Origin of the sequence: Stenotrophomonas veracruzanensis, from assembly GCF_032911525.1 — a bacterium.
GTDB classification, from domain to species: Bacteria; Pseudomonadota; Gammaproteobacteria; order Xanthomonadales; family Xanthomonadaceae; genus Stenotrophomonas; species Stenotrophomonas africana.
This window is the reverse complement of sequence record NZ_JAWJTI010000021.1, coordinates 1-23291: the sequence shown is the minus strand read 5'-3', so window position 1 is coordinate 23291 and position 23291 is coordinate 1. Positions and strand designations below refer to the sequence as shown.

Annotated in this window: 21 protein-coding genes; 8 read left to right on the top strand and 13 right to left on the bottom strand. The window is 67.6% G+C overall.

From position 1 onward, the window contains the following. Window positions 1–4: 4 nt before the first annotated feature. Genes R1H25_RS13510 through R1H25_RS13495 form a run of 4 tightly spaced genes read right to left on the bottom strand, consistent with a single transcriptional unit; the run spans window position 5 to window position 3523 of the window. Complete coding sequence (locus tag R1H25_RS13510; protein ID WP_057500368.1) at window positions 5–646, bottom strand: ABC-type transport auxiliary lipoprotein family protein; 642 nt, start codon at window positions 644–646, stop codon at window positions 5–7. Next, window positions 643–1569, bottom strand: a complete 927-nt coding sequence (locus R1H25_RS13505; protein WP_057500367.1) for an MlaD family protein — start codon at window positions 1567–1569, stop codon at window positions 643–645. Before R1H25_RS13505 ends, R1H25_RS13510 begins: the two co-directional genes overlap by 4 nt. 3 nt (window positions 1570–1572) lie before the next feature. Then, the gene (locus R1H25_RS13500) at window positions 1573–2400 is read right to left on the bottom strand and encodes an ABC transporter ATP-binding protein (RefSeq protein WP_317223836.1); all 828 of its coding nucleotides are present in this window, start codon (window positions 2398–2400) and stop codon (window positions 1573–1575) included. Between the two features lies 1 nt (window position 2401). Beyond that, entirely contained in the window at window positions 2402–3523 is a 1122-nt protein-coding gene (locus tag R1H25_RS13495) for an ABC transporter permease (RefSeq protein WP_057500365.1), read from the bottom strand. Between the two features lie 92 nt (window positions 3524–3615). On the opposite strand from R1H25_RS13495, the gene R1H25_RS13490 reads away from it, so the two are divergent. Then, window positions 3616–4875 carry a threonine/serine exporter ThrE family protein gene (locus R1H25_RS13490; RefSeq protein WP_004142069.1) on the top strand — a complete coding sequence of 420 codons (1260 nt, stop codon included), beginning with the start codon at window positions 3616–3618 and terminating at the stop codon, window positions 4873–4875. A gap of 109 nt (window positions 4876–4984) precedes the next feature. Here R1H25_RS13490 and R1H25_RS13485 read toward each other — a convergent pair whose 3' ends face one another. The 3 genes from R1H25_RS13485 to R1H25_RS13475 form a co-directional block, all read right to left on the bottom strand. Then, entirely contained in the window at window positions 4985–5368 is a 384-nt protein-coding gene (locus R1H25_RS13485; protein WP_005415203.1) for an H-NS family nucleoid-associated regulatory protein, read from the bottom strand. Between the two features lie 223 nt (window positions 5369–5591). Continuing rightward, a complete protein-coding gene (locus R1H25_RS13480) occupies window positions 5592–7295 on the bottom strand; it encodes a proline--tRNA ligase (protein ID WP_317223835.1) in 1704 nt (567 codons plus the stop codon). Window positions 7296–7625: 330 nt separating this feature from the next. After that, window positions 7626–8003: a DUF4124 domain-containing protein gene (locus R1H25_RS13475; RefSeq protein WP_317223834.1), complete on the bottom strand. Its 378-nt coding sequence runs from the start codon at window positions 8001–8003 to the stop codon at window positions 7626–7628. Between the two features lie 80 nt (window positions 8004–8083). On the opposite strand from R1H25_RS13475, the gene pssA reads away from it, so the two are divergent. The 3 genes from pssA to rimI are packed head-to-tail and all read left to right on the top strand — an operon-like array spanning window position 8084 to window position 9860. Further along, on the top strand, window positions 8084–8860 hold the full coding sequence (pssA, locus tag R1H25_RS13470) for a CDP-diacylglycerol--serine O-phosphatidyltransferase (RefSeq protein ID WP_317223833.1): 777 nt from the start codon (window positions 8084–8086) through the stop codon (window positions 8858–8860). Then, window positions 8857–9366: a hypothetical protein gene (locus R1H25_RS13465; RefSeq protein ID WP_099589951.1), complete on the top strand. Its 510-nt coding sequence runs from the start codon at window positions 8857–8859 to the stop codon at window positions 9364–9366. Before pssA ends, R1H25_RS13465 begins: the two co-directional genes overlap by 4 nt. Next, complete coding sequence (rimI, locus tag R1H25_RS13460; RefSeq protein ID WP_049447575.1) at window positions 9363–9860, top strand: ribosomal protein S18-alanine N-acetyltransferase; 498 nt, start codon at window positions 9363–9365, stop codon at window positions 9858–9860. Before R1H25_RS13465 ends, rimI begins: the two co-directional genes overlap by 4 nt. Window positions 9861–9966: 106 nt before the next feature. On the opposite strand, the gene R1H25_RS13455 is transcribed toward rimI, so the two are convergent. The 4 genes from R1H25_RS13455 to R1H25_RS13440 form a co-directional block, all read right to left on the bottom strand. After that, complete coding sequence (locus R1H25_RS13455) at window positions 9967–10788, bottom strand: EamA family transporter (protein ID WP_317223832.1); 822 nt, start codon at window positions 10786–10788, stop codon at window positions 9967–9969. Between the two features lie 183 nt (window positions 10789–10971). Next, the gene (locus tag R1H25_RS13450; RefSeq protein WP_317223831.1) at window positions 10972–13800 is read right to left on the bottom strand and encodes a valine--tRNA ligase; all 2829 of its coding nucleotides are present in this window, start codon (window positions 13798–13800) and stop codon (window positions 10972–10974) included. 72 nt (window positions 13801–13872) lie between these two features. Beyond that, window positions 13873–14298 carry a DNA polymerase III subunit chi gene (locus R1H25_RS13445; protein ID WP_317223830.1) on the bottom strand — a complete coding sequence of 142 codons (426 nt, stop codon included), beginning with the start codon at window positions 14296–14298 and terminating at the stop codon, window positions 13873–13875. 82 nt (window positions 14299–14380) lie between these two features. Beyond that, on the bottom strand, window positions 14381–15859 hold the full coding sequence (locus tag R1H25_RS13440) for a leucyl aminopeptidase (RefSeq protein ID WP_057499806.1): 1479 nt from the start codon (window positions 15857–15859) through the stop codon (window positions 14381–14383). A 104-nt stretch (window positions 15860–15963) separates the two neighbouring features. On the opposite strand from R1H25_RS13440, the gene lptF reads away from it, so the two are divergent. Beyond that, the gene (lptF, locus tag R1H25_RS13435; RefSeq protein WP_088479992.1) at window positions 15964–17046 is read left to right on the top strand and encodes an LPS export ABC transporter permease LptF; all 1083 of its coding nucleotides are present in this window, start codon (window positions 15964–15966) and stop codon (window positions 17044–17046) included. Further along, window positions 17043–18149: an LPS export ABC transporter permease LptG gene (gene lptG, locus R1H25_RS13430; protein WP_049447583.1), complete on the top strand. Its 1107-nt coding sequence runs from the start codon at window positions 17043–17045 to the stop codon at window positions 18147–18149. The genes lptF and lptG overlap by 4 nt, the downstream gene beginning before the upstream one ends. Window positions 18150–18328: 179 nt before the next feature. Here the strand turns inward: lptG and R1H25_RS13425 are convergent, their stop codons facing one another. Beyond that, on the bottom strand, window positions 18329–18820 hold the full coding sequence (locus R1H25_RS13425) for an RDD family protein (RefSeq protein ID WP_317223829.1): 492 nt from the start codon (window positions 18818–18820) through the stop codon (window positions 18329–18331). Window positions 18821–18876: 56 nt separating this feature from the next. Here R1H25_RS13425 and xerD point away from each other — a divergent pair, with 56 nt between their 5' ends. Both xerD and R1H25_RS13415 read left to right on the top strand, forming a co-directional pair. Continuing rightward, window positions 18877–19854: a site-specific tyrosine recombinase XerD gene (gene xerD / locus R1H25_RS13420; protein WP_049447585.1), complete on the top strand. Its 978-nt coding sequence runs from the start codon at window positions 18877–18879 to the stop codon at window positions 19852–19854. 99 nt (window positions 19855–19953) lie between these two features. Continuing rightward, window positions 19954–20739: a DsbC family protein gene (locus R1H25_RS13415; protein WP_088479990.1), complete on the top strand. Its 786-nt coding sequence runs from the start codon at window positions 19954–19956 to the stop codon at window positions 20737–20739. A 120-nt stretch (window positions 20740–20859) separates the two neighbouring features. Here R1H25_RS13415 and R1H25_RS13410 read toward each other — a convergent pair whose 3' ends face one another. Then, window positions 20860–22959 carry a glycosyl hydrolase family 18 protein gene (locus R1H25_RS13410; protein WP_317223828.1) on the bottom strand — a complete coding sequence of 700 codons (2100 nt, stop codon included), beginning with the start codon at window positions 22957–22959 and terminating at the stop codon, window positions 20860–20862. Window positions 22960–23291: the final 332 nt, after the last annotated feature.

The following is a 23291-nucleotide window of genomic DNA, read 5'->3' as shown; positions in this document are numbered from 1 at the left end:
TCGATCAGCGCGTGACAGTCGGCTGGTCGGCCTGCCCGCTCTGCAGCGTCCAGCCCACCATGTCCTGTGCCAGCTGCTGCAGGCCACGCTCGAAGGCTGCGGTCACCGCCGGTACGTCGGTACTGCCGACCGGCTGCGCCTGGCGGAAGGTACGGTCGGCGACCACGCGCTGGTCGGCCACGTGGATCAGCTTGGCGTTGACCTCGATCACCACGGTCGGCGTCGCCTGACCCTGGTAATCGGATTCGAAGCGGCGCACGTCGGTGGACAGCTTGTAGTCGGCGCGGATGCCGGCAGTGCTGCGGGCCACGCCGCGGATGCGGCCGGAGTCCTCGAAGCCGCGCAGCAGGGTGTCTTCGATCATGTCGGTGGCCGGCTGTGCCCAGCTGGCCCCCTTGTAGATCTCCATCTGCGACGGTGTCGGCCGCACGTTGATGCGCGGGCTGTCGACCATGCGCGCGGCGCTGGGCTTGGCCAGCACCAGCTGCCAGCTGGCCTGCGGCCACGCCGGGTCCGCCTTGACCTGCACGGCCGGCGAGTACAGCGTCACCGCGGTTTTCTCGCTGCTGCCAAGGATGGAGCAGCCGCCCAGCAGGGTGACCATCGAAGCGGCCAGCAGCCGGCGCGGAAGGGTGGTCGGGCTCATTTGGGTTCGAACTCCTTCGGTGCGTCGCGGCCCAGCAGGTAGCGCGCGGGGTTGTTCTCAAGGCGGTCGCTGACCCGGCGCAGGTCGCGGATCAGACCGCGCAGTTCGGTCAGCGTCGGGCCCAGCTGGCCGAGGCCATCGTTGGCGAAACTGTTGATCGCGGCGCGGTTCTCGCCAAGGATCGAGTCGGCGTTGCCGGCGGCCGAATCGAGCTTGGCCAGGGTACCGTCGAGCTTGTCGATGATGCCCGGCAGCTGCTGCACCAGATTCCTGTCCAGGCGCTCGATGGTGCCGTTGGTGGTCTTCAGCGTGGTGTCCAGGCTGCGGGCGGCATCGCGCGCGCTGAGCAGCAGCGCCTGCGTGCCCTGATCACGGTCGGCCAGGCCGCCGCTGATCGTTTCCAGGTTGGCCAGTGTGGCGTTGATCGAGGCCACGTTGCGGTCGCTGAGGATCTGGTCCATGCGCTCGACAATGCGGTTGGCGACGTCGGTGATGTTCTGCAGGGCCGACGGCGTGGTCGGAATGATCGGCGCCGGATCCTTGTTGACCGTGGTCAGTGCCGGCGACTGCGGCGTGCCGCCGCTGAGCTGGATGATCGACGGGCCGGTCAGGCTGGTGATCGCCAGCTTGGCGCGGGTATCGGTCTTGACCGGCGTGTTGGAGTTCAGGCGGATGCGCGCGACGACCTGGCGCGGGTCGTCGGGCACCAGGTTCAACTCGGTGATCGAGCCCACCGCGATGCCGTTGTACTGCACCGGGCTGCCCACCGACAGACCGGTCACGGCTTCGCGGAACACCACGCGGTACTCCTGCCAGGTGCGGTCGGAGGAGTACTTGGCGGCCCACAGGCCGAAGGCCAGCAGGGCCAGGCCGGTGATCAGGGTGAACGCGCCGATCAGCACGTAGTTGGCTTTGGTTTCCATGGCTCAGGCACTCTCGATCTGTTCGCCACGCGCGGCGCGCGCGCGCGGTCCGTGGAAGTATTCCTGGATCCACGGATGATCCAGTTTCTCGATGTCCGGCAAGGGGGCGTTGGCCACCACCCTGCGGTCGGCGATCACCGCCACCCGGTCGCAGATGGCATACAGCGTGTCCAGGTCGTGGGTGATCAGGAACACGGTCAGGCCCAGCGCTTCCTGCAGGGTCTTGATCAGGCGGTCGAACGCCGCCGCACCGATCGGGTCGAGACCGGCGGTCGGTTCGTCCAGGAACAGCAGCGGCGGATCCAGTGCCAGCGCCCGGGCCAGGCCGGCGCGCTTCCGCATGCCACCGGACAGCTGCGAGGGCAGCTTGTTGATCGCATCGGCGGGCAGGCCGGCCAGCTTCACCTTCAACAGCGCCAGCTCGTAATGCCAGCGCTCGGGCAGTTCGCGGTGGTGTTCCTTGAGCGGTACCTGCACGTTCTCGCCCACGGTCAGCGACGAAAACAGCGCGCCGTCCTGGAACAGCACGCCGGTATTGCGTTCGATGTGCAGGCGGCTCTCGGTATCATCGGCACGCGCGTCGCGGCCGAGCACTTCGATCTGCCCGGCATCGGGCACGCGCAGGCCGAGGATCGAGCGCATCAGCACCGACTTGCCGGTACCCGAACCACCCACCACGCCCAGAATCTCGCCGCGGCGCACGTCCAGGTCCAGGTCTTCATGCACGGTCTGGCTGCCGAAGCGGTTGACCAGCCCGCGCACGCGGATGGCCAGGTCGTGGCCGTCGTCGTCCTGCATGGGAATTTCTTCGGGTGTCGAATGCGTGCTCATGTCACCAGTCCATGTGCATGAACCACAACGCCGCGAAGGCGTCGATGATGATCACCAGCGAGATCGTCTGCACTACGCTGGAGGTGGTGCGTTCGCCCACCGACTGCGCCGTGCCTTCCACCTTCAGGCCTTCCAGGCAGCCGATCAGGCCGATCACCAGCGCGAACACCGGCGCCTTCGACAGGCCGACCAGCATGTGCCGCACTTCCATCGTCTCGTGCATGCGCGCGATGTACATCTGCGGCGGGATGTCGAGGTCGAACGCACCGACGGTGATGCCGCCGGCCAGGCCGGCGACCATTGCAATGAAGGTCAGCAGCGGCAGGGTGACCAGCAACGCCAGCAGCCGTGGCAGCACCAGCAGGTCGATCGGATCCAGGCCCAGGGTGCGCATCGCGTCGATTTCCTCGCGCGCCTTCATCGCACCGATCTGCGCGGTGAAGGCGCTGGCGGTGCGGCCGGCCAGCACGATGGCGGTCAGCAGCACGGCAAACTCGCGCAGGAAGGCGATGTTGACCAGTTCGACCACATAGATCTCGGCACCGAAGTCACGCAGGATGGTGGAGCCGAGGAAGGCGATCACCGCGCCGACCAGGTACGACAGCAGCGCTACCAGTGGCACCGCATCCAGGCCCACCTGTTCCATCTGGTGCACGGTGGCGGTGAGCCGGAACCGGCGCGGTTCCTTCACCAGGCGTGCGGCCTTGACCAGGTTCTCGCCGAGGAAACTGCACAGCGCCTTGATGTTGTGACCGGTGGCATGGACGCTGACACCCAGCCGTTCCAGCGCCGCCAGCACGCCGAAGTCGCGCTTGGGCTTGGGCCGGTCGTCGGCGACTTCCTCGATGGTGCACACCAGCGCCTGGTGATCCGGGCGGAACTTCAGTGCGTCCTCGCCGAGGTCGGCGCGATGGGCTACGCGCAGCACCTGCAGCACGCCGGCCGAATCCATCTTTTCGATGGCGGTGGCATCGATGCCGGTCAGCGTATCGGGAACGCCGCGCAGGACTTCGGCCGCGGCCAGCGCGGTCTTCAAGGTCCAGGTGCCGGACAGGTGGATCACGCCCGGGTCATGGGCATCCTGTTCGAGCTGGGGGGCGTGGTTCGGGGTCACTTGGGCCATTCGGGTCGCAGCATAACCGTTCTGTATTGGGCATCGCGTCGAACTCGGATGAATTTCTCCGGTAAGGCCCAGCCTAGGTAATACTACGGCGCATGTCCGCAGACGCTCACACGATCCCCACGCCCCAGGCCACCTACGCGCAGCGCGTGGCCTTCGTTTCCGAGATCGCCGGACGCCTGCACAGCTATGGCACAACGGCTCAGCGCCTGGAAACGGCGGTAGTGGCACTTGCCCGCCAGCTCGATCTGGATTGTGAACCGTGGTCGAATCCCACCGGTATCATCCTCAGCTTCAGCGACCCGGCGCAGGCGATCGGCTCCAGTGACATCACCCGCGTGATCCGCCTGGCGCCCGGTGAAAACGATCTGCACAAGCTCAGCGTCGCCGACCATATCGCCGAGGAAGTGGCCAACGGGCGGATGAGCATCGCCCAGGGCCACACCGCGCTGCGCCAGCTGGACAAGGACCCGGGACGCCGCGGCAAGCTGCGCACCATCCTCTCGTTCACCCTTGGCGCGGCCGGCGTGGCCGGCATGTGGAAGCTGCCGTGGCTGGACATCGCCACCGCCGGTGTCATCGGCCTGATGATCGGCCTGCTCGGCATGGTCACCGACCGTCGCCCGGCAACCCGCGAAGCCGCCGAGGCACTGGCCGCGCTGCTGGCCGGCCTGGTCGCCACCCTGGTCGCGTCCTTTGTCGGTGCACTCAACCTCAATACGGTGATCATCGCCTCGCTGGTGGTGCTGCTGCCGGGCATGTCGTTGACCAATGCGGTCAACGAGCTGGCCAGCCAGCACTGGGTGTCGGGGACCGCGCGCTTCGCCGGTGCGCTGACCACCATCATGAAACTCAGTGTCGGCGCGATGATCGCGGTGACCCTGGCCGACGTGCTCGGGCTGGATCCGGTGATCCGCGCTACGCGGCCGCAGGGGCCCTGGGTGGAGTGGGGTTCGCTGCTGACCGCGGCATTCGCCTTCGCGATGCTGTTCAAGGCCAACCGCCGTGATTACCCGTGGGTGATCGCCGCCTCGGTGGCCGGTTATGCGATCTCCAAGTTCGGTGGCCACGCCTGGGGCGCGCCCGCCGGTATCTTCCTGTCGGCGATGCTGCTGACCGCCGGTGGCAATCTGTTCGGCCGCCTCGTTGGCCGACCGGGTGCGATCATCCGCCTGCCGGGCATCATCATGATGGTACCCGGCAGCACCAGCCTGCGCGGCGTGCTGACCCTGGTCCAGCAGCAGGACGTGGGCGCCGGCCAGAGCGTGTTCCTCACCGTGCTCAACGTGGTGATGGCGCTGGTGGCGGGCCTGCTGTTCGGCAACCTGCTGATGCCTGCTCGCAAGACTCTGTAGAGCCGAGCCCATGCTCGGCTTCGGATATGGATAGCCGAGCGTGGGCTTGGCTCTACAAACAAAAAACGCCGGCTTTCGCCGGCGTTTTTCATTGCATCCCGATCTGGCCTCAGGCCTTCTTGATCAGGAAATCTTCCGGCTTCTTGTTGCCCTTGGCGGTCAGCTCGGCCATCCAGCGCGGCTGCTTGCCACGGCCAGTCCAGGTTTCCTTCGGGTTGGCCGGGTTGCGGTACTTCGGGGCAACCTTGCCCAGCTTGCGGCCAGCGGTCTTCGACGGTGCCTTGGCGACCTTGGCTACCTTGCGGGCGCGCGGGGCCGGGGCGTCGCCGAACAGTTCCTCGATGGTGTAACCCTCGGTCTTGGCCAGCTTGGTCAGCTGGGCGCGAACCTTGGTGATCGGCCGGCGCTTGGCGACGATGGTCTGCTGTTTCTTGGCGGTGCGGATCAGGGCGCCCAGCTCGCGTGCCGACAGGCCGGTCAGGTCAATGCTCATTTACGGTTACTCCGGAAACTAATGTGTGGACGGGACGAGCCAGTCCATGGCGTCGGCGGACAGAATAAAGATGAATTAATCAGAGTACAAATGCAGGCAGGACAAGGCTTGGCGACATGCCGGCCGCATTGCGTCGATTTTGACCGGATTATGTCTGCTGCAATATTGCTCAAGGGGGCGTCAGGTAAAAAAAAGACCGGGGCATGCCCCGGTCTTTTACTGATCAACCCTGCAGGCGCTGCAGCAGGGTGGCCTTGTCCAGGCTTTCCGCTTCGCTGGCGCGGCGCGAGCGGTACTCGTAGGTACCGGCGGCCAGGCCGCGTTCGCTGACCACCACGCGGTGCGGGATGCCGATCAGTTCCATGTCGGCGAACATCGCGCCCGGGCGCAGGCCTCGGTCGTCCAGCGCCGCGTCCAGGCCTGCATCGCGCAGCTCCTGCAGCAGGTTGGCGGCTGCATCGGCCACGGCGGCGTCACCCTTCGGGTTGATCACGCACACCACCACCTGCCACGGCGCCATCGCGTCCGGCCAGATGATGCCGGCATCGTCATGGTTCTGTTCGATCGCGGCAGCGACCACGCGCGAGATGCCGATGCCGTAGCAGCCCATTGCCATTACCGCCGCCTTGCCGTTTTCATCCAGCACGGTGGCATCCAGCGCTTCGGCGTACTTGCGTCCCAGCTGGAACACATGGCCGACTTCGATGCCACGGGTGATCTTCAGTTCGCCACCGTCCAGGGCACGGTCGCCAGCACGCACGTTGCGGATGTCGGCCACTTCCGGTTCCGGCAGGTCACGGCCCCAGTTGACGCCGGCCAGGTGGAAACCGGCTTCGTTGGCGCCGACGACGAAGTCGGACATCGCCGCCACTTCGCGATCAGCCACCACGCGGATGGCCTTGGCCGGGGCGACCGGGCCGAGGAAGCCCGGCACGCTGCCCAGGTACTCGGCGATTTCCGCCTCGCTGGCAAAGCGCTGTTCTTCCAGGCCGGCAACCTTGGCCAGCTTGATCTCGTTGACCTCATGGTCGCCGCGCACCAGCACCAGCACGAACTGCTGTGCCTTGCCTTCGCCGGCGATCAGTGCCACCGACTTCACCGTGCGCTGCAGGTCGATGCCGAGCAGCGCCGCGACATCCTCGCAGGTCTTCTGGGTAGGGGTGTCGACCTTGCGCATGGCCTCGCTGGCGGCCGCACGCGGTGCAGGATCGGCGGCGATTGCCGCTTCCATGTTGGCCGCGTAGTCCGAACCGGTGGAGAACACCAGCGCGTCTTCGCCGGAATCGGCGATCACGTGGAATTCCTGCGAGGCATCACCGCCGATCGCACCGGAGTCCGCCTGCACCATGCGGAAATCCAGGCCGAGGCGGGTGAAGATGCGGCTGTAGGCCGACTTCATGTTCTCGTACTCGCGCACCAGGCACTCATCGTGCAGGTGGAACGAATAGGCATCCTTCATCAGGAACTCGCGCGAGCGCATCACGCCGAAGCGCGGGCGGATCTCGTCGCGGAACTTGGTCTGCACCTGGTAGAAGTTCACCGGCAGCTGCTTGTAGCTGGACAGCTCGCTGCGCGCGAAGTCGCAGGCGGCTTCCTCGGCGGTCGGGCTGTAGCAGAACACCTGGTCCTTGCGGTCCTTGATCTTCAGCAGCTGCGGGCCGAATTTCTGCCAGCGGCCGGTCTGCTCCCACAGTTCCTTCGGCTGGATGGTCGGGATCTGGAATTCCACGGCACCGGCGCGGTCCATTTCCTCGCGCACGATGCGTTCGACCTTGCGCAGCACGCGCAGGCCCAGCGGCGACCAGGTGTACAGGCCCGATGCCAGCTTGCGGATCATGCCCGCGCGCAGCATCAGCCGGTGGCTGGTCAGCTCGGCGTCGCTGGGGGTTTCCTTGGTGGTGTGCAGGTGGAACTGGGAGAGGCGCATCGTCGGCTTCGGATAACGGCAGAGACGCCTATTCTGCCAGCCCGGCTGGGGGGAGGGGTATCGGCAGGGCTGCGCCCTGCACCCGCCTCAAGCAACGTCAACAGCAACAGCAACAACAACAGCGGGTTTCCTGGGAGATGGCGGGTGGGGCGGTGTCGGATTGCGGGGTGTCAGGCGCATGGATGCGGCTGCCAAGCCTACATGGACGTACTTGCGGCGTCCCCGCAATCCGACACCGCCCAGCCATTCCACGGAATGCCCGCTTTTGACGTTGCCGTTGCCGTTGCTTGCAGCCTCTGCAAGTGCAGGGCGCAGCCCTGCCGACCCCCTTTAACCCGCCGGTGGGCAGTAGGCCTTGATGGCGGCCTCCGCCAATCCCTTCTGCGCGCTGCGCTGCTCCGGGCTCAACGGGCTATCGGGCTTGCCATCGCCATCGGTGTCCTGCATCACCTGGCCGCCACCGTCCAGCAGGGCCAGGTTGGCACGGGCGGTGCTGCACTGCTCCGGCACGGGTGTGGCCGGGGTTTCGGCGCTGGCCGCGGCCTGCGGGGTGCGGGCCTGCTCGCGGGTCTCGAATTTCCTGCCCGCCGGCGGGGTCTCCGAATACTGGGTCACGCCATGGGCGTCCTTCCATTTATAGACCGGGCCAGCCACGGCGTTGGCACTGGCCAACAGCAGCAGGCATCCAAGGCAGGACAGGGCACGCATGGCAAACTCCACGGAATGGGCGTAGAACACCGATTGCAGCATTGGCGCCGAGCACTGGCAAGTCGATTAAACTGGATTCCATGGACCCGATCACACCGCCGCCGCGTTCGCGCACGATTTATCTGCTGCCCAACCTGTTCACCACCGCCGGCCTGTTCGCCGGCTTCTACGCGATCATCGCCGCAGCCAACGGGGATTTCGTCAACGCCAGCATCGCCGTGTTCGTGGCGGGGGTGATGGATGGCCTGGACGGGCGCGTGGCGCGCCTGACCGGTACCAGCAGCGAATTCGGCTTGCAGTACGACTCGCTGGCCGACCTGGTCAGCTTCGGCATGGCCCCGGCGCTGGTGATGTACCACTGGTCGCTGTCGTGGCTGAAGTTCGATGACCCGCTGCTCGGCCGTGTCGGCTGGGCCGTCGCTTTCCTGTATGCCGCCTGTGCCGCGCTGCGCCTGGCCCGCTTCAACACCCAGGTGGCGGTGGTCGACAAGCGCTGGTTCGTCGGCCTGGCCAGCCCGGCTGCGGCTGGCTTGATGATGTCCTTCGTATGGGCCTTTGCGGATGGCAACCTGGGCTGGGATGGCAACCAGCTGCGCTACGTGGCGCTGGCGGTGACGATCATCGCTGCACTGCTGATGGTCAGCCGCATCCGCTTCTGGAGCTTCAAGGGCGGTGCCGCCAAGGGCACCCGTTCCGACCGCGTCCCGTTCCTGGTGCTGGCACTGGTGCCGGTGGCGATCGCCATCGCGGTCATCGATCTGCCGCGTGTGCTGTTCGCAGTCGGCATCCTGTACGCCTTGTCCGGCCCGGTGATGTGGGCCGTGCAGCGCCTGCGCAAGAAGCCCGAGGCCGCGTGAGCCAGGACCTGCCCGTGCTGTGGTCACCGGCCCAGCAGGCCTGGCTGCAGGCCATGGGCTACACCGTCTACCACGACGGCCAGTTGGCCGCGGAACTGGATGCCGCGCTGCAGCTGAGTGTGGCCGAAGCCGAGACGGCTGCCGCGCCAGCGGCGGAGCAGGCGCGGGCACCCACCGCGCCCGCGCGCGCGCCTCGGGCTGAAGCCACACCGGTTTCCCGACAGGAACGCCCGGCGCCGCCGCGTCGCGAGACTCCGGTCAGCGCACCGGATACCGCGCCGGCTCCTAGTCGTCCACTGCCGGGCGGCAATGCGCGGCAGCCGGTGGTGCGCCTGCCGGATCGCCTGCAGATTGCCCTGCTGCGTGCGTCCGGCTGCAACCCCAACGATCCGGCCACGCAGGCGCTGATGGACAGCTGGCCGCTGGACCAGCTGCGTCAGGACCCGGCCGCCAAGCGTGCGCTGTGGCCGCAGCTGCGTGCCCTGCGCAAGCGGGGCACGCCATGAGTGCGGTCAGCCTGCCCGGTCCGGTCAGCCTGCGCGCGCTGCGCGAAAGCGATCTCAACGCGGTGATGGCGATCGAAGTACGTGGCTATCCGTTCCCGTGGACCCGCGGCATCTTCGTCGACTGCCTGCGTGCGGGCTACCCGGGTCTGGCCATGGAGCGCGATGGCCAGTTGATCGGCTATGGCGTACTCAGCATCGCGGCCGACGAGGCCCATGTGCTGAACATCTGCATCGACCCGCTGACCCAGTCGCGTGGACTCGGACGCCAGCTGCTGCGCGCGCTGGTGCAGCTGGCCGGTGACCGCGGCGCGCAGCGTGTGTTCCTGGAGGTGCGTCCGTCCAACACGCCGGCGCTGGCGCTATACCACAGCGAAGGCTTCAACGAGATCGGCCGCCGCCCGCGTTACTATCCGGCCGCACAGGGCCGCGAAGATGCGGTGGTGATGGCGATCGAACTGGTCGACGGCGACCTGCAGACGATGCCGCCGCTGTAAGGGAGAAGGGTTGCCGGCCAGCAGCCGACACTACCGGCGGCGGCCAACCCTGGCTGGCACACATTGTCCGCTTCGGTAGGTGCCAACCTTGGTTGGCACGCATTGCTCACGCCAGCCGCAAGGCCAATGCACCGCAGACGATGAGCGCCGCTGCCAGCCAGCGCGCGTGCGGAATCCGTTCGCGCAGCAGGAACACCGAGATCAGCAACGCGAACAGGATCGACGATTCGCGCAGCGCCGCGACCATCGCCACCGGTGCCTGGGTCATCGCCCACAACGCCATCGCGTAGGACGCCGTGGTGCCGACGCCACCGGCCAGGCCCAGTGGCCAATGCTGGCGTGCATAGACCAGCACCGCGCCACCGCGGGTGTACAGCGCCCACAGTGGCAGCGGAACGCCCGATAGCAGGAACAGCCACAGCGTGTAACTGAGTGCGCTGCCGGACTGGCGTGCGCCCTGCGCATCGACCAGGGTGTAGGTGGCGATCATCGCCGCGGTCAGCAGCGGCAGCCGCAGTTGGCCGCCGCGCGCACCCACTGCCATGCACAGGATGCCGGTGCTGACCAGCGCCACGCCCAGCCACGCCGCCAGTGGCAGCTTCTCGCCCAGCAGGGTGCCCGCCAGCGCGACCAGGATCGGCGCGCTGCCACGCATCAGCGGGTAGGCCAGGCTCATGTCGACCTGCTGGTAGCAGCGGGCGACCAGGCCGTAGTACGTCACCTGCAGCAGCACTGAAGCGGCCAGCCACGGCCAGCTGTGCGGGGCGGGGAATGGCAGGAAGGGCAGGGCGGCTGCGGACAGCAGCGCGGCGCTGCCGGTGACCAGCACGGTGCCGAGGAATTTGTCCGGCCCGCGCTTGACGATCGCATTCCAGCTGGCATGCAGGGCCGCGGCCGCGAGGACCAGCAGGAAAATGGAAAGAGGCATCCAGCGATGATGCCATGCGCGGAAATGAAAACGCCGGGCATCGCCCGGCGTTTCCGATTCCGCTTCGGTGGGTGCCAACCTCTCCCGCAGTGGCAGGTGCCAACCTCTCCCGCAGTGGCAGGTGCCAACCTCTCCCGCAGTGGTAGGTGCCAACCTTGGTTGGCACGCACCAGAGTGCGGCGCTTACAGCTTCGCGCGCTGCTCGCGCAGGCCGGCCAGCTGAGTATTCCAGTCGGCCAGTCGCACGCGTTCCTGCTCGACCACGGCTGGCGGCACCTTGTCGGTGAACTTGGCCAGCTTGGTCTCGCTCTTTTCCTTTTCGGCTTCGACGCGGGCGATTTCCTTGTCCAGGCGCACGCGCTCGGCATCGAGATCGACCAGGCCTTCCAGCGGCACCAGCAGCTTCAGTTCGCCAACAATCGCGGCGGCGGCAGGCGGTGCGCTTTCGCCTTCGGCCAGCCACTGGATGCTGTCCAGCTTCAGCAGGAACGACAGCGAGGCGCTGAAGCGTTCAATGCGCACGCGGTCCTGCTCCAGCCCGGCCTGCAGGCGCAGCGGCACCAGCTTGGACGGGGCGACGTTCAGTTCGCTGCGCACGCGACGCACCGCACTGATCACCGCCTTCAACCATTCCACGTCGGCCTCGGCCTGGGCGAAATCGCCTTCGAACTCGGCGGCGGTCGGGTACGGGCGCAGCGACAGCGTGGTTTCGGCCAGGCCCAGGCGCGGGGCCAGCTGCTGCCACAGCTGTTCGGTGATGAACGGCGTGAGCGGGTGCAGCAGGCGCAGCAGCGCTTCCAGCACGTACAACAGCGTGTGACGGGTGCTCTCGGCATCCGCTGCGTCGGCACCATTCAGGGCCGGCTTGCTCAGTTCCAGGAACCAATCGCAGAACGCGTTCCATGCGAACTCGTACAGGCACTGCGCCAGCAGGTCGAAGCGGTAGGCGGCGAAATGGCCCTGCGCTTCGGCGGTGGTGGCGGCCAGGCGCGAGAGAATCCAGCGCTCGGCATCCGTACGCGGCTTGGGAACGCCGGTGAACGCCGCGCCTTCAGTGTTCATCAGCGCGAAGCGGCTGGCGTTCCACAGCTTGTTGCAGAAGTTCTTGTAGCCCTCGGCGCGGTTCATGTCGAACTTGATGTCGCGGCCGTGGGTGGCCAGAGCCGCGATGGTGAAGCGCAGCGCATCGGCACCGTGGGCAGCAATGCCGTCCGGGAATTCCTTGCGGGTGGCCTTCTCGATCTTTTCGACCATCTTCGGCTGCATCAGGCCGCCAGTGCGCTTGGCAACCAGGTCGTCGATGGTGATGCCATCGATGATGTCCAGCGGGTCGAGCACGTTGCCCTTGCTCTTGGACATCTTCTGGCCCTGGCCGTCGCGGATCAGGCCGGTGAAGTAGACGTCCTTGAACGGGATCTTCCCGACCAGGTTGTCGGTGGCCATGATCATGCGCGCCACCCAGAAGAAGATGATGTCGAAGCCGGTGATCAATACCGACGACGGCAGGTAGCGATCGAAGCCGCGCTCGGCCATGGCCTGCTCGTTCGGCCAGCCCAGGGGGGAGAACGGCCACAGCTGCGAGGAGAACCAGGTCTCCAGCACGTCGCTTTCCTGGTTCAGCACCACGTCGCTGCCCAGGTTGTGCTTTGCCCGCACTTCCTCTTCGCTGCGACCGACGTAGCAGCTGCCGGTGGCTTCGTCGAACCACGCCGGGATGCGGTGGCCCCACCACAGCTGGCGGCTGATGCACCAGTCCTGGATGTTGTTCATCCAGTGGCGGTAGGTGTTGATCCAGTTCGGCGGCACGAAGGAAATGCTTCCGTCCTCGACCAGTTCCAGGCCACGCTTGGCCAGGTCGTCCATCTTCACGAACCACTGGTCGGTCAGGTACGGCTCGATCACCTGGCCGGTACGGTCACCGCGCGGCACCTGCAGCTTGTGCGCCTTGGTCTCGACCAGGATGCCCAGGTCTTCCAGCTCGGCCAGCACGGCCTTGCGTGCTTCGTAGCGGTCCAGGCCCTGGAAACGCTCCGGTGCATTTTCATTCAGCGCTGCCACCGGGGTGAACAGGTTGATCATCGGCAGGCTGTGGCGCACGCCCACTTCGTAGTCGTTGAAATCGTGCGCCGGGGTGACCTTGACCACGCCGGTGCCGAACGCGCGGTCCACGTAGTCATCGGCGATCACCGGCACGCGGCGGCCGGTCAGCGGCAGCACCACGCTCTTGCCGATCAGGTGCGCATAGCGCGCGTCTTCCGGGTGCACCATCACCGCGGTGTCGCCCAGCAGGGTTTCCGGGCGGGTGGTGGCGACGACCAGATAGTCGCGGGTTTCGCGCAGGGTTTCCACGCCGTCGGCGTCGCGCTCGATGTGCTCGTAGCTCAGGCCCTCATCCAGCGTGTAGGCGATCGACCACAGGAAGCCGTCTTCCTCGGCGCTCTCCACTTCCAGGTCGGAAATGGCGGTCTTCAGCACCGGGTCCCAGTTGACCAGGCGCTGGCCGCGGTAGATCAGGCCCTGTTCGTACCAGCGCACGAAGGCTTCGTTGACCGCAGCCGACGGTTGCGGGTCCATGGTGAAGGTGCTGCGCGACCAGTCGGCGGAGGTGCCAAGGCGGCGCATCTGGCGCTCGATGGTGTCGCCAGACTGCTGCTTCCACTCCCACACCTTGCCGATGAAGCCTTCGCGGCCCAGCGAATCGCGGGTCTCGCCCTTGCCTTCCAGCGCCAGGTTGCGGCTGACCACCATTTCGGTGGCGATGCCGGCATGATCGGTACCGACCTGCCACAGCGTGTCGTAGCCGCGCATGCGGTGGTAGCGCACCAGCGCATCCATCAGCGTCTGCTGGAAGGCGTGGCCCATGTGCAGCGTGCCGGTCACGTTCGGCGGCGGCAGCAGGATGGTGTACGGCTCGCCCGTGCCGGACGGCTTGAAGTGGCCAGCCTTCTCCCAGGCCTCGTAGAGGTCGGTCTCGAAGGACTTCGGGTCGTAGCTGGAGGCGAGTTGGGTCATGCGGGGGAACCAAGAGGTAATCGTTGAAGGATCAGGGCGCGGCAGCGGCCCATCAAGGGGGCCGGCGCGGCCTTACATGTCGTGCTTGTTCAGGTCGTAACCGGCGGTCTTGTACTGGCGCCAGCGTTCGCGCAGCGGTTCGCGCGCTTCCGGGTCGGCCGGCACCACTTCCAGCACGCGTTCGCACTGGCCGAGCCAGGGTTCGTCGCGCAGGTTGATCACCAGCGACCGTACGGGCGCGTCACCGCCCGGCGGGGCGATCAGCACCAGCGCTTCTTCCTCGTCGACATCCTCACCCACGATCTGGTGCGGGATGTAGGCATCGTTGTCGAACGCCCACAGCAGCTCGTCCAGTTCCTCGGCCTGGGCCTGGTCACGGGCCAGTACCAGGGTGAACAGCCCGGCGTCGTTGGCCTTGCGCGCCAGCTCGCAGACCAGGCGCAGCGGCTCAGTCAGGAAACGGGGCTTGGCGATCAGGTAGAAGTCGGCGCGGGGCATGGCAGGGTCCGGGTCAGGCAGGGTTCCGGCGGTGCCGGGCGAGGCCCCGGCCGGCGTTTGCCGGCCAGGGTCGGGTACGGCATCAGGCGCGGGCGACCTGGTCCAGCAGCCACTGGCTCAGCAGGCCGACCGGGCGGCCGGTGGCCATGCCACGCTTGCCTTCATCGCTGGCCACGCCGGCGATGTCCAGATGGGCCCAGCGCTGGCCTTCGGCGAAGCGCGACAGGAAGCAGCCCGCGGTGATCGCGCCGGCCCAGCGGCCGCCGATGTTGTAGACGTCGGCGAAGCTTGAATCCAGCATCGGCTGGTACTCGTCCCACAGCGGCAGGCGCCAGGCGCGGTCGAACACGTGCTCGCCGGCGGCCAGCAGCTCGTTGGCCAGGTCGTCGTGCTTGCTCATCAGGCCGGCGGTCTGGTGGCCGAGGGCGACCATGCAGGCACCGGTCAGGGTGGCCACGTCGACCAGCGCGGCCGGCTCGAAGCGCTGCGCGTAGGTCAGCGCGTCGCACAGGATCAGGCGGCCTTCGGCGTCGGTATTGCCCACTTCGATGGTCTTGCCCGACATCGAGGTGATCACGTCGGACGGGCGGTAGGCGTTGCCGTCGATGGCGTTTTCCACCGCCGGCACCACCACCACCAGGTTCAGCGGCAGCTTGGCCTTGACCGCAGCGACGAAGGTGCCGATGACGTTGGCGCCACCGCACATGTCGTACTTCATCTCCTCGATGCCGCCCTGGGTCTTCAGGTTGACGCCACCGGTATCGAAGGTGATGCCCTTGCCGACCAGCACGTATGGCTTGGCGTCGCCGCCATTGGTCCACTTCAGCACGACCAGGCGCGGGCGGTTGGCCGAACCGCGGGCCACGGCCAGCAGCGAGCCCATGCCCAGCGCTTCCATCTGATGCTCGTCGAGGATCTCGGCTTCGGCACCTTCATGCTCGCCGGCGAATTTCACGCCCACCTCGGCCAGGTAGGCCGGGGTGCAGTAGTTCGGCGGCAGGTTGCCCAGCTCGCGGGCGAACTCGACACCGGCGGCGATGGCCTGGCCCTGGGCCAGCGCCTGGGCGTCGTCACCGGCGATGGCCAGCTGGGCCAGGCCGGCGTCGTCGGCCTTCTTCTTGCCCAGGGTGGCGGTGTAGCGGTAGGCGGCGTGATCGGCGGCGATCACCGCCTGGCGGATCGCCCAGGCCGCGTCGCGGTCCTTCACCGTCACTTCGGACAGGGTGAACAGTGCGCTGCGGGCAGCACCGGCCTTCAGCGCGCGCACGGCATCGCCGACGGCCTTCAGGTACTGCGGCACGCCGAAACGGGCGACTTCGCCGAGGCCAACCACCAGCACGCGCGGGGCGGTCACGCCCGGCAGGTCGTGCAGCAGGGTGGTCGCGCCGGTCTTGCCGGACAGGTCGCCGCGCTGGGCGAGGGCGGCCAGGCGGCCACCACTGGCGGTGTCCAGGGCCTGTGCGGCCGCGGTCAGGGTATGGTCGGCATACGCGCCGACCACCAGGCAATCAACGGCGGCGGCGGCCGGAGCAACGTGGTTCAGGGTGAATTCGAGGGCCATTGAGCAGATTCCATTGGCGAGTCCGTACAATCGCAGGCCGTTTACGCCCAGACAGTAGACTGGGCGGCACCGCGAACGAACCCCAGAGTTTAAACCACCGCCCCATGCTGAAGCTCGACCGATACCTGCTGGGCGATTTCGTCCAGAGTTTCCTGGCTACCCTGATCGTCCTGCTGGTGGTCAGCGTGGGCGGCGTGCTGGTGGACATCCTCGGCAACATTGCCGACGGGCGCCTGCCGGCCAAGCTGCTGTTCTCGCAGCTGGGCCTGCAGTTCATCGCCTACCTGCCGCTGATCCTGCCGCTGGCGCTGATGCTGGGCCTGCTGCTGGCCATCGCCCGCCTGTACCGCGACTCGGAGATGGCGGTGATCACCGCCATTGGCGTCGGGCCCAAACGCCTGCTGCGGCCACTGTTGATGCTGGTGGTGCCGGTGGTGGCCCTGGTGGGCGCCTGCTCGCTGTGGCTGGGCCCGTGGGCCGGCCGGATGGCCGAGCAGATGATCATCGAGGCCAACCGCAGCGTGCTGATGGCGGGCCTGGAGCCGGGCCGCTTCACCCCGCTGCCCAATGGCGGCGTGGTTTACCTGTCCTCGATCTCGCCCGATGGCACCCAGCTGGGCAAGGTATTCCTTCAGCGGCAGAAGGACGACCGCCTGGAAGTGGTGTCCGCCAATGGTGGCCGCATGTTCTTCGAGGGCACCCGCCAGCGCTTCCTGGAGCTGGATGATGGCCACCAGGTGGAGGGGCCGGTGGCTGGCGCGCTGGATTACCGGCTGGCGACCTTCGCCCGCAACGACGTGGCCCTGCCCGATGGCGCGCAGACCCGCACCGAAGATGACCCCGAACTGATGCCGACCCTGAAGCTGATCGGCGATGAGCGTCCGCAGGCGCAGGCGCAGCTGCACCGCCGCCTGGCGCCGCCGCTGATCGCCCTGGCGTTCGCCCTGCTGACCGTGCCGCTGGGCCGCAGCTCGCCGCGCCAGCAGCGCTACGGCCGGATGATGCTGGCGCTGATGGCCTACATGGTCGGCACCAACCTGATGTTCATCGGCAGTGGCTGGATCGCCAACGGCAAGATTCCGCCCGCGCTCGGCCTGTGGTGGTTGACCCTGCCGCTGCTGGCGCTGGCGATCTGGATGTATGCACGTGATGGCCGTCTGGGCCGCCCCAAGGGAGCCCGCGCATGAGGCTGCGCCCGATGCGTTTCGACCTGTACCTGGGCCAGTCGGTGTTCACCACGGTGCTGCTGACCTGGGCCGTGCTGGTCGGCCTGGACGTGGTAATGGCGTTCTCCGGCGAGTTCAAGGACATCGGCAAGAACGGCTATACCCTGGGCCATGCCGCCGCCTGGGTGCTGTACACGGTGCCGCGCCGCGCCTACACGATGTTCCCCACCGCTGCGGTGATCGGCGCGCTGATGGGCCTGGGCCAGCTGGCCGCGACTTCGGAACTGACGGCGCTGCGCGCGCTGGGCCTGTCGCGCAAGCGCCTGAGCGTATCGGTGGCGATCGCGCTGTCGCTGCTGACCGCGGTGATGGTGCTCAGCGCCGAGACCCTGGGCCCCTGGGGTCAGGACCGCGCCGATGCGTTGAAGGCCAGCGCCAAGTGGGGGCGGGACATTTCCACCACCCGCTACTCGGGCCTGTGGGCACGCGAGGGCGATACCTTCCTCAATGCGCAGAGCGGCGAGGAGCAGCTGGTGGGTGACAAGGGCACGCGCCTGATCCTGCGTGATGTGCGCCTGTACCGTATCGCCGACGACGGCAAGATTGCCGCGTTGACCCATGCTGACACCGCCGAGCACGACAAGGACGGCTGGGTGCTGACCGGGGTCCGGCGCGACACCTTCGGCGAGCGCTCGGCGACCCGCCAGGAAATCGCGCGTGAACCGTGGAATTCGAAGCTGGATGCGGCCGCATTGGCCACCGGCATCGCCAAGCCGCGCAACCTCAGTGTGGCCGAGCTGAGCACCAGCATTGCCTACCGCCAGCGCAACGGGCTGGATGCGCGCGACTTCGAGGATGTGTACTGGAGCCGCTGGTTCTACCCGGTGAACGTGCTGGCGCTGTGCCTGGCGGCGGTGCCGTTCGCGTTCGGTTCGCTGCGCAGTGGCGGCATGGGCAAGCGCCTGTTCCTGGGCATCTTGTTTGCACTGGGCTTCTGGCTGCTGCAGCTGTTCTTCGGGCGCATGGCTGGCGCGTTGAAGTTCGATTACCGCATTGCCTATGCGCTGCCGCCGATCGTGATGCTGGCGGTGTCCGGATTGCTGTTCCGGCGCAAGTCGGGCTGATTCTGGTAGCGCGGGGCCATGCCCGGCGCCACCGGGGCGATCCACCGCTTCGGCATCCGCGCCAGGACCACCAGCATCCCGGCCCAGCGTGCTGGATTCTGTAGAGCCGAGCCCATGCTCGGCTGCTTTTTGCGCACCGCCTGCCAACCGAGCATGGGCTCGGCTCTACAGGTCGTGCATCACCGTTTCGGCATGCGCACCAGACGGGTGCCGCTGGCGCGGTCGTGCCAGGTCAGGCGTTCGCGGTCGACCCACACCCACCAGAATCCCAGGCCGCCCAGCAGCAGGGACAGCGTGCCCACGGCGAAACGCAGCCACAGCTGGCCGCGCCGCAATGGGGTGCCATCGCGCGATTGCAGTTTCAGCCGCCATGGCCGCATGCCCAGTGTCTGCCCGCCGCGGCGCCAGCTGGCCGTGGCGTACCACCCCGTGATCGCCCAGCACACCGCCCACAGCAGCCACTGCCAGGCACTGAACGGCGCGATGTTCTCGCGCTGCGCGTGGCCGCTGAAGGTGTAGGCGAGGGTGAACAGCGTGCCGGCCAGCATCCACAGCGCCAGCACCGGCAGCGCGTCGTAGACCATTGCCAGCACGCGCCAGGGCAGCAGCGCACGCGGGCGGGGCAATTCGGTAGCGGCCTCAGGGGCCGTGTCGGTGGCAGGGCGGGACATGCGCCGAGCATACGCAAAGCTGGCCGTGCCCGCAGTGGCCCTCGTATCCTGCACGCATGGCCCTTGTTTCCACCCCCGCCGAACGCCGCCAGCTGGTCCAGCAACTGCCCGAACTGCGCGCCGACGACAGCGTGCGCATCCAGCGCTTCCTCGATGCGATCTGGGCCGAGAACGGCCTGGCCCGCGCCACCCTCGACAGCTACCGGCGTGACCTGGAAGGGCTGGCGCGCTGGATGGATGGGCGCGACGGTGGCTTGGCCGGCATCGAGCGCCCGGGCTTGTTTGACTATCTGGCCTGGCGCACCCGGCATGGCTGGTCGCCGCGCAGCAATGCGCGGTTGCTGTCGGCGCTGCGGGCGTTCTTCGCCGATGGCGTGCGCCGCGGCGAACGCAGCGAGGACCCCAGCGCGCTGCTGGATCCGCCGAAGCTGCCACGGCTGCTGCCCAAGGCGCTGGCCGAAAGCCAGATCGATGCGCTGCTTGCGGCCCCGGACATCGACAGCCCGCTGGGCCTGCGCGATCGCGCCATGCTGGAACTGATGTATGCCGCCGGTCTACGCGTGAGCGAGCTGGTGCTGCTGCCGGCCACCGCGGTCAACCTGCGCCAGGGCGTGCTGCGGGTTACCGGCAAGGGCAGCAAGGAACGGCTGGTGCCGCTGGGTGAGGAATCGCAGCACTGGCTGGAGCGTTACCTGCAGCAGTCGCGCCCGCAGCTGGTCGGCAAGGGCAGAGTACAGGCCTTGGCCGATGGGCAGACCCCGTTGTTCATCGAGCCGACGCTGCATGCACTGACCCGGCAGGCGTTCTGGCACCTGGTCAAGCGCCACGCGCAGGTGGCTGGCATCGACCCGGTGCGGATCAGTCCGCATGGCCTGCGCCACAGCTTCGCCACCCACCTTCTCAACCGCGGTGCGGATCTGCGCGCGCTGCAGATGCTGCTCGGCCACAGTTCGCTGTCGACCACCCAGATCTACACCCTGGTTGCGCGCGAACACCTGCAGAAGCTGCATGCCCGGCATCATCCACGCGGCTGAGCGAGGGCCTGAACCCTGCCTTGCGCCGTGTGCGGCGTCGCGGCCCGGTCGCGGTGGCTGTGTCAGAATCCGGGGTCTTCTTCTGCCGCGGAACGCTCCATGCTTCGATTTGCCATCGCCGCCGTGTTCGGTGCGCTCAGCCTGACCGCCTGCGCCCAGCCGGCTCCGCCGGCCGCCAAGGCACCCGCCACTGCTGCGGCCAAGGCCGGCCCGGCCGCCAACGCTTCGGCCGACCAGGCCGTGCGCGCCGCGCTGACCGCGCTGAATCCCGGCTTCCAGGTGGACTACATCGGTGCTGCACCGTTCCCCGGCTTCCGCGAGGTCGTCGTTTCCGGGCAGCTGCTGTATGTGTCCGATGACGGTCGCTACCTGTTCCAGTCGCAGCCCTACGACACCCGCGCCAAAGGCCCGGCCAACAGCGAAGGCCTGCTCGGCTACCGCCGTGACCTGCTGGCCAAGGCCAACCACGGCGACCGCATCGTGTTCGCCGCGCCGAACGCCAAGTACACCATCAGCGTGTTCACCGACATCGAGTGCGGTTACTGCCGCAAGCTGCACCAGGACATCGCCGAGCTCAACCGCAACGGCATCAGCGTCGAGTACCTGGCATTCCCGCGCATGGGCCTGGGCAGCAAGGATTACACCGACATGATCTCGGTCTGGTGTGCGGCGGATCGTCGCCAGGCGCTGACCAATGCCAAGCGCGGTGGCAGCGTGCCGGCCAAGAACTGCACCAACCCGGTGGCGATGCAGTACGCGCTGGGCCAGCAGCTGGGCGTGAATGGCACGCCGGCGATCTTCGCGCCGGATGGCACCCAGCTGGGCGGCTACCTGCCGCCGGCGCAGCTGCGCGCGGCGCTGGAAAAGCTGTCGGCCAAGCGCTGACGCCGCCGATCTTTTCCTGTAGAGCCGAGCCCATGCTCGGCTGATGTTTCGGCAGCCGAGCATGGGCTCGGCTCTACAGGTCGGAAGCCGGGGATGCGTGTCGCATCCCCGGCTTTTTTCCTACTTCAGGCCATCACTGACCGCCTTGGTCAGCGTGCCCTGTGCATCGTCACCACTGAACTCCCAGACGAACGCGCCGCCCAGGCCCTGGGTCTTCACGTAGCCCATCTTGCGGGTGATGTTGGCCGGGGTATCGAAGCTCCACAGCGTGCTGCCGTTGTAGATCCAGGTGGCACCGGCGGTGTTGTCGGTGTAGCCCGGCCACGCCAGGTTCTTCAGCACCTTCCAGTCTTCGATGCCGGCCTCGTAGGTACCCGGGGCGGCACCCGTCGCGGTCTGGTACAGGCCGTTGTTGGCATTGGCCACACCGGTCCAGCCACGCCCGTAGTAACCGATGCCCAGGTTGAGCTTGGCGGCGGGCACGCCACGGCTGATGAAGGCCTCGATGGCGTCGTTGCTGTTGTACAGCTTCTGGTCGCCGGTGGACGGGTCATTCGGCGAATCGAACAGCGCCGACTGGTGATTGGTCTTCGCATCCCACGCGCCGTGGAAGTCGTAGGTCATCACGTTGATGTAGTCCAGGTACGGGTGGTACGCGGCCGGATCGGTGACGCGGATCTTGTCGATGCCCGCACCCACTGCCACCGTCAGCAACAGGCCCGGACGCACCGCATCGAGCTGGCGGCGGAATTCGGCCATCAGCGCAGTGAAGTTGGCGTTGTCCTCCGGCTTGCCGCATTCGATGCCGCAGGCCACCGGGTATTCCCAGTCGATGTCGATGCCGTCGAACACGCCCAGTGCGGCACCGGCGCCACCGGCACCGTCGGTCACCGGCAGGTTGCCCTTGATGTAGGCGTCGATGCACGAGGCGACGAAGGCCTGGCGGTTCTCCGGGCGCGCCGCGCTGGAGAAGCCGCGCGACCAGGTCCAGCCGCCGAGCGAGATCAGCACCTTCATGCCCGGGTACTTGGCCTTGAGCTGCTTGAGCTGGTTCCAGTTGCCGCGCAGCGGCTGGTCCCAGGTATCGGCGCTGCCGCTGACACTCTCGGCGGCACTGAAGGCCTTGGTGTAATCGGCGAAGGCGTCGCCACCGGCACCGCTGTTCGGATCCGAGGGCTGGGTGACGCCCACTTCGCAGCGATTGTTGCGCACGTTGCCGAAGGCGTAGTTGATGTGGGTCAGGCGCGCGGCCGAGCCGCTGCTGTCGATGTTCTTGACCCGGTAGTTGCGGCCGTAGATGCCCCACTGGGTGAAGTATCCGATGACCCGCTTGCCGGTGGTGCCGCCGTCGCCGGCCAGCGTGGTGGCGCTGATCTCGGTGCCCTGTGCCGACGCATTGCCGGCGTTGTCGCGGGCACGTACGCGATAACGGTAGGTGGTCGACGCGGTCAGTCCGCCATCCACATAGCTGGCACTGGACGGTGAACCGACCAGGCTGCCATTGCGATACACGTCGTAGCCGGCCAGGCCGCTGCCGCCGGTGTTGTCGGTGGAGGGGCTCCAGCTGAGCGCGATGCTGTTGGCGGTACGCGTGCCGACCGCCAGCCCGCCCGGCACGCTCGGTGCGGTGGTATCGCCACCGGCGGCGTTGACGGTGATGGTGATGGTCGCGGTGCTGCTGGTGGCGTTGTTGTTGTCGGTCGCTACCGCGCGCAGGGTGTGGCTGCCGGCGCTGGCATTGGCCCAGCTGGCCGCATACGGCGCACTGGTGGCCACGCCCAGCGTGCTGCCATCGCGGAAGAATTCGACCTTGGCGACGCTGCCGTCCGGATCGCTGGCGCTGGCGGTCACGTTGACCGTGCTGCCGGCACTGAAGGTGGCGCCATTGGCCGGCGAGGTCAGGCTGACCACCGGTGGCTGGTTGGCGCCGCTGCCATCACAGGCGCCGAGGTTGGTGTAGTAGGGAGCACCGGCCGGATGGTCCGGCGGCGCGTTCCAGATGTCCTGGTTCGCCCGATAGAGGACGCCTCCTTTCTGCAGGGTATCGCCTGCCCGGTAGATCTTGGCCTGGTCCCACTGGGCCACGCCGGCACAGCTGGCGGCCTGCGCCAGGCCGGGCAGGGCGGCGGCACCGGCGGCCAGGGCAAGCAGCCAGGCCAGGCGGCGGGGACGACAGCTTCGGGTCGCACGTTCGGCACTGCGCACAATCGGGTCGTACATGGGTAAGTCTCCGATCAAAGGGCGCGCGGGCCCCGATGGCGCCGCGCGTGACGCAGGTCCGGGCGTCGCCCGGGAAGGCGACGGAGGGGCCGGACGGAGGCACCTGGGAGGCCGGGGAGAGAGTCCGGCGCCAGGTGGGGACAACGTTGTCATCAATTGCGTGGTCAATCCGTGAGCAAGCGCATGGTTCGGCGATTTGGGCGGAAAGCGGCGCTGACGCGCAGTCGGCGGCCATCGGCGGAGCCCCCTCGTGGCTGGGGCTTGCCGCGAACAGCGGATTTCTGGGGGGGGGGGGGGGGGGGGGGGGGGGGGGGGGGGGGGGGGGGGGGGGG